Source organism: Chlorobium sp. (assembly GCF_036528655.1).
In the GTDB taxonomy this organism is placed as follows: Bacteria; Bacteroidota; Chlorobiia; order Chlorobiales; family Chlorobiaceae; genus Chlorobium.
Window position 1 is genome coordinate 1 of sequence record NZ_JAIGND010000048.1, and the last position, 5489, is coordinate 5489.

General features: G+C 51.0%; 8 protein-coding genes. 4 read left to right on the top strand and 4 right to left on the bottom strand.

Annotated elements, in window-relative coordinates; genetic code table 11:
- Together K4305_RS12125 and K4305_RS12130 are read left to right on the top strand one after the other, a co-directional pair.
- Nucleotides 1-693, top strand: a 693-nt coding sequence (locus K4305_RS12125) for an O-linked N-acetylglucosamine transferase, SPINDLY family protein (protein ID WP_442880489.1), incomplete at its 5' end; no start/stop codon positions are given.
- 107 nt (nt 694-800) lie between these two features.
- Complete coding sequence (locus K4305_RS12130; protein ID WP_331562751.1) at nt 801-1499, top strand: glycosyltransferase family A protein; 699 nt, start codon at nt 801-803, stop codon at nt 1497-1499.
- Nucleotides 1500-1667: 168 nt separating this feature from the next.
- On the opposite strand, the gene K4305_RS12135 is transcribed toward K4305_RS12130, so the two are convergent.
- The gene (locus K4305_RS12135) at nt 1668-1940 is read right to left on the bottom strand and encodes a hypothetical protein (RefSeq protein WP_331562745.1); all 273 of its coding nucleotides are present in this window, start codon (nt 1938-1940) and stop codon (nt 1668-1670) included.
- Nucleotides 1941-2099: 159 nt separating this feature from the next.
- On the opposite strand from K4305_RS12135, the gene ald reads away from it, so the two are divergent.
- Nucleotides 2100-3203, top strand: coding sequence for an alanine dehydrogenase (gene ald / locus K4305_RS12140; protein ID WP_331562746.1), 1104 nt, complete (start codon nt 2100-2102; stop codon nt 3201-3203).
- A 471-nt stretch (nt 3204-3674) separates the two neighbouring features.
- Here ald and K4305_RS12145 read toward each other — a convergent pair whose 3' ends face one another.
- The 3 genes from K4305_RS12145 to K4305_RS12155 all read right to left on the bottom strand — a co-directional run bounded on the left by K4305_RS12145 (nt 3675) and on the right by K4305_RS12155 (nt 4977).
- Nucleotides 3675-4118, bottom strand: coding sequence for a PPC domain-containing DNA-binding protein (locus K4305_RS12145; protein ID WP_331562747.1), 444 nt, complete (start codon nt 4116-4118; stop codon nt 3675-3677).
- Nucleotides 4115-4537, bottom strand: coding sequence for a TspO/MBR family protein (locus tag K4305_RS12150; protein WP_331562748.1), 423 nt, complete (start codon nt 4535-4537; stop codon nt 4115-4117). Before K4305_RS12150 ends, K4305_RS12145 begins: the two co-directional genes overlap by 4 nt.
- A 131-nt stretch (nt 4538-4668) precedes the next feature.
- Nucleotides 4669-4977, bottom strand: coding sequence for a hypothetical protein (locus K4305_RS12155; RefSeq protein WP_331562749.1), 309 nt, complete (start codon nt 4975-4977; stop codon nt 4669-4671).
- A gap of 133 nt (nt 4978-5110) precedes the next feature.
- Between K4305_RS12155 and K4305_RS12160 the strand changes: the two genes are divergently transcribed.
- On the top strand, nt 5111-5368 hold the full coding sequence (locus K4305_RS12160) for a hypothetical protein (protein ID WP_331562750.1): 258 nt from the start codon (nt 5111-5113) through the stop codon (nt 5366-5368).
- The last annotated feature ends 121 nt before the right edge of the window (nt 5369-5489 follow it).

Here is a 5489-nt window from a genome sequence, read left to right on the forward strand (position 1 = left end):
ATGCCGGACAGCTACCAGGTGAACGATGCTCACAGGAAAATTTCGGAGCGGGCGTTCACGCGCAGGGAGTGCGGCTTGCCCGAGCAGGGGTTTGTGTTCGCATGTTTCAATAACAACTACAAGATCATTCCGGATGTGTTCGATGTCTGGATGCGGGTACTGAAACAGGCGGATGGCAGCGTGCTCTGGTTGCTCGAAGATAATGCGACGGCCGCAGAAAACCTGCGTCGTGAGGCGGCGGCGAGAGGCGTTTCGGGGGAACGGCTGGTTTTTGCGAAAAGGATGCCGTTAGCCGAGCATCTGTCGCGGCACCGGCAGGCGGACCTGTTCCTCGATACGCTGCCGTGTAACGCCCATACAACGGCAAGCGATGCGCTGTGGACCGGGTTGCCGGTGCTGACCCGTATGGGAGAGTCTTTTGCCGGAAGGGTAGCTGCAAGTCTTTTGCATGCGGTCGGTCTGCCGGAGCTGGTCACCAGTACGGCGGAAGAGTACGAGTCGCTTGCCATAGCACTTGCGATGGAGCCCGAAAGGTTGAGGGGTATCAGGGAGAGGCTGGAACGGAATCGGATAAGTTTGCCGCTGTTCGATACGGAGCGGTTTACGCGGAATATAGAAGCTGCGTATGAGGCGATGTATGAACGGTATCATCGGGGTTTGCCGCCGGATCATATCGATATTACAGGTTTATAGAATTCCTGATCAATTATTGAAATGACAAATAAGTCCCTGACTGTAGGGTACCTCGAAAAAGTTATTCCGCACCCGGATTGCCGCGTTGGTCGGTGCTCGAAATCCTCATGTACTACGTGTACACTCCGGTTTCTCCGCTCTGTCCGCCTTGCACTCCGGGTGCTCACGACACTTTTTCGAGGTACCCTGTAATAATACCTTCCCGATTTCAACCCCAGCAATCAGTGTTTCTTGAAAAAGCGGTCGAGTCGCTGAAAAAACAGACAATAATCAATGATTACGATTTGACCGTCATAGTCAGTGTCGATAAAGGCAGATTGCCTGAGAAAAGCGTTACGGAAAGCCTCGGAGTGAAATGTGTTGAAAGCCTGAAGCCTTCTCAGGCATCTGCCCTGAATGCGGCTATCGAGTTTGTTGATACTGAATTTGTGGCTTTTCTGGATGATGATGATGAGTGGTATCCGCATTATCTGGAAGCTGCAACGAGAGCTATAGTGGCAGCGCCGTTTGTATCATCTACTCAGCTTGAATTTGACGAGAATAATATCCTTTTGAGGATCAATGATTTTCCGACTCCATCAGGCTGGTTCATGAGGAGTGATGTTTTACGGAAAGTCGGAATGTTTAATGAGGATTATTGTTTTCAACTTGATAATGATTGGCTTGGCAGAACAGGTGAGTTGAAAATCCAGAGAATTCACATGGTCGAGGCTACGGCACCAATTGATGCCCGTTATATAAGCGGCGTAAGACCATGGCTTGCAAATGTGCTGAAATATTCCGGAGGATTGACCCGTCTGGCTTGACACTCACAGATGATACCGCTTGTTCGTCGGCTCAGACACTTAGAGGCTGGAATGGAGAAAATTGCCACATCTCCGGATTTCAGGAAGATTTCACAAAATGAATGTAATCGTCTGGTTGAGCGTTTCGGACGGATACCATGGTGATGTATCGGTTAACCGTATGATTTTTCAGCGGTAGCGTTTTTTTGCCATCAGATCAAGGCCTGAGAAGAAGACGGCAAGAAGAAAAGTCAGTATTCCAGCAGTCGTCGAGATCAGAAGTCCTGCAAGTGCGGCGGTTGCATCGAATCCGAGCCATATTGCCGCGAGAATGGCGCTCCAGAACAGCAGGGCGGTCAGGAGCGTCGTTTTTCTGAATGGCCGGATGAGTGAAGGAAGCGCGGCCATGGCAAGGCTGGCCAGGAGCATGAGCCACCAAGCGAAGTCTCCGAAAAAGTTCATGTTGACGGGTAGTCGGATTGCTGATTGTTTTCAATAGCAAGATACCCATATCGAGACTCAAAAAACAACGGCTTACGACGAGGTGTACTATTCGTCTGTCTTCGTATATTAATTTGTTGCTGTCTCTATCCCCCCTTTGAACTGTATCTGATTTGAGCCATGCATATCGGAATTCCCGGAGAGATCAAAAGAATGGAAACCAGGGTTGCCTGTACACCCGCAGGAGTGCGGCATCTGGTCGGCGGCGGTCATCGCGTGGTCGTGCAGCGCGGAGCGGGAGATGGCAGCGGGTTCAGCGACGAGAAGTACCGGCGGGCAGGGGCTGTCATGGTCGAACATGCGGATGCGGTCTGGCAGTGCGATATGGTGGTTAAGGTGAAGGAGCCGCTCGAGGAAGAGTTCAGGTTTTTCAGAAAAGATCTTATCGTATTTGCCTACCTGCATCTGGCAGGCAACCCGAAGCTTACTGAGGCCCTGATTTCGTCCGGAGTTACCGGTCTGGCCTATGAAACCGTCGAGGATGCGGGTCGGTTGCCGCTTCTTGCTCCGATGAGCGAAATAGCCGGCAAGATGAGTGTGCTCATGGGAGGGTATTATCTTGCTCATCAGCAGGGTGGGGGCGGCATCCTGCTTGGCGGCGTGCCCGGCGTGCTGCCGGCCAGGGTGACGATTCTCGGAGGCGGTTCGGCCGGTATGCAGGCGGCAAAGGCGGCTGCGGCTTTCGGGGCTGATGTGACCGTGCTGGAACTCGATCAGGAGAGGATGCGTTATCTCGAGACCTCTTTACCATCTCAAGTTCATACGCTTTACTCTACGGAGCAGCATATCGACGAGCAGCTCGCGTCGGTGGATCTCCTGATCGGGGCGGTGCTCGTTCCTGGCGCTGCTGCACCCCGGATGGTGACGCGCGATATGCTTTCCGGCGTAAAAAAAGGATCGGTTTTCGTCGATATCGCTATCGATCAGGGTGGATGTTTCGAGACGTCGAAGCCTACGACGCATGACGATCCGGTTTTTGTCGATGAGGGAATTATCCATTACTGTGTCAGCAATATGCCTGCCGCTTATCCTCGTACTTCCACGGAGGCACTGAGCGGAGCGACGCTGCCATATATAAGACGTATAGCCGATCTCGGTTTTGAAAGTGCGATGGTGATGATGCCGGGGCTTGCAGGCGGCCTGAACGTCTGGAGCGGCAGAATTACCCATAAGGCCCTTGCGGATTCGCTCGGCATGGAGTTTGCTGGAAACCATTTTCTGTGAGCGCTGGGGCGGGAAGATCGGGTTAAGCGTTATGCTTTCTTGCCAACCAGCCATGGTTGAGTAAGATTTTTGCCCACGGATTGACACGGATTTGCACGGATTGGCGCCTGATTTGAACGGCAACGCCGTTCAAATCAGGCGCTGTTATTTATAAGAGGAAGATCGCGGTTCCCGCTGATTGGGGATTGGATTTACACGGATTGAAGAGCGAAGGCTGTTAGCCGTGAGCGGGTATGCGTAGATGCTTATCGGGTGTGAACGCCGTAGGATTATGGAGGGGAAGAGCTTTAGTTTCTCTTTGCTTGTTTTTTTTCTTTGCTGTCCGGCTATTCAGCTGTCCGGCCAGAGCCTGACAAAAGAGAATTTCTTCTTCCGTGCGGAATGCGATAATGCCGTGAGCGGAGCGAACGATACTTCTCCGATGCGTTTGCGAGAGATGCTCCCGGATGCGGGGCATCCGATACCCCCTTTTTACGGAACGAGCAGCTTGAATCCAGTGATGGGATCAGTCTGGCGGGATGCGGTATTTTCAAGCAGTTCGGTCAGCACCACCTCCATTACGTGCCATACTTTGACGCCGTTGCGGATACAACCGGTCACCGTGTTTTCTTCGCGGCCGCAAGCCATGTGCATGTGCAGGAGGGGATTGCCGTCTTCGTCGGGAAAGATTGTTCCTGTTCCGGTAATTTCGTGCGCATCGTAGAGCTCGTGCGTCATGGGCATAACCGGCAGGGTGCGGCTTTCCTGAGGTCCTACGACCAGTCGGCTTCCTCTATCGGCTCCGCCGATAATGACAAGCTGTGCGCGTTCGATGCCGTGATCTCGGGCGAATCCTTCAAGTTTTTCGTGAACGATTTCCCCGTCTTCGAGGCGGATGACGAAGATGCGGCCCTGACGAGCTTCCGAATATTTCATGTGATATTGGAGTTTTTGCCGGTTTCTGGCGGTTCTGGGTTTAACCGGTAGATACCCCAGTTGATGTATGCGGCAAAGATTCCCCAGCCGAGGTAGGGGAGAAGGAGAAGCGCCGCGAGAATGCTTGTCTGAAAAAACAGAATAATGATGGCTATAAGGGTACAATCGATAATGACGAGGTCAATCAGTGCGATCAGAACTCTTTTTTGTTTGAAAAAGAGCTGCGTCCAACTGAAACTGGCCGTAAAATGGATAAGCAGCAGAATGGTGACGGGTATCAGGTTGTGCTTTACAGGCGTAAGGAAATAAACGGCGAGAGATGCAAAAATAAATATGTAGAGAATGGACCAGACCGGACCGAATACGTTTTTCGGTGGGGTAAATGCGGGTTTTCTGAGCGTGTCGTACCAGGTTGCCATAAGCCGGAAACTTTTTTGATGGCTTTTGCGCCTTGGATAGTAAAAAACCGTCCGTTTATTCTGATACAAGGGTTTCCGGCTTGAAATGGTTCCTGCAGCCCTAGGAAAAAAATCTCTGGCAGATCGGGCGTTCAGAGATCGAAGAACCTGATCTGCAGATTCTCATCAGGTTCTTCGCTGAGACTGTAGCGCCCTTTCGTGGCAATGGAGAGCCCTTTTTTATCTGCGGCGGGAATAAGACTCTCTTCTATGGCATCGGCATCTTTTTTTGCGCACTCGTTATTGAAAAAGAGATGCAGTACCGAACCCGTTTCACCGAACTGGAGAAGAAAGTCGCTGTGATTGACAAATACCAGGTCCTCGTATGCGTAAGTTACCTCGTGTCCAAGTTCGTCAAGCAGTTGCATGACGGTTCCAAGCGGTCTCAATGTCTGTTTCATTGTTGTCGTTTGTGCTGTTATAATAAGGGGAAACGCTATAATTATCAGAAAAATTAAGATAATATATGTATTATACAATATTGTGTTAGGTAAAGTTTCGTTTTCTTAATAATTAAACAGGAGGAGGGTTATAATGGCAGAGAGCAATATGCAGGCATGGGAAAAAGTGCTCGAATACGCCTCGGTGCCGCTGCACGGCACCATGTCGCGCAAAATCCGCAAGGGCGTGAAGCTGCAGATCAACGAGGGACAGATTTATGAAGATGCCGTCCTGTTCATCAGCGATCTTTTCCTGCGGGTTACAGAAGACGGAGGAGATGGGACTGCGGTGAATACGTATTATGACATGAAGGCTATAGCGAGCATAAGGACGTATAGCAGTAAAGATTGAATAGGAAGAGGTTGCCCACGGATTGGCACGGATTAACACGGATTAATGGGTTAAGCGCTATGGGTGATGTTTTTCTTGCTATTGAGCCATCCGGCTGTCACGCTATCCAGCTATAAGAGGA

What these genes read in the sequence shown, in the direction of transcription:
- K4305_RS12145 (WP_331562747.1), bottom strand. Translation starts at nt 4,118, where the DNA reads ATGAAATATTCGGAAGCTCGTCAGGGCCGCATCTTCGTCATCCGCCTC.
- K4305_RS12150 (WP_331562748.1), bottom strand. Translation starts at nt 4,537, where the DNA reads ATGGCAACCTGGTACGACACGCTCAGAAAACCCGCATTTACCCCACCG.
- K4305_RS12155 (WP_331562749.1), bottom strand. Translation starts at nt 4,977, where the DNA reads ATGAAACAGACATTGAGACCGCTTGGAACCGTCATGCAACTGCTTGAC.
- K4305_RS12130 (WP_331562751.1), top strand. Translation starts at nt 801, where the DNA reads ATGTACTACGTGTACACTCCGGTTTCTCCGCTCTGTCCGCCTTGCACT.
- K4305_RS12160 (WP_331562750.1), top strand. Translation starts at nt 5,111, where the DNA reads ATGGCAGAGAGCAATATGCAGGCATGGGAAAAAGTGCTCGAATACGCC.
- K4305_RS12135 (WP_331562745.1), bottom strand. Translation starts at nt 1,940, where the DNA reads ATGAACTTTTTCGGAGACTTCGCTTGGTGGCTCATGCTCCTGGCCAGC.
- ald (WP_331562746.1), top strand. Translation starts at nt 2,100, where the DNA reads ATGCATATCGGAATTCCCGGAGAGATCAAAAGAATGGAAACCAGGGTT.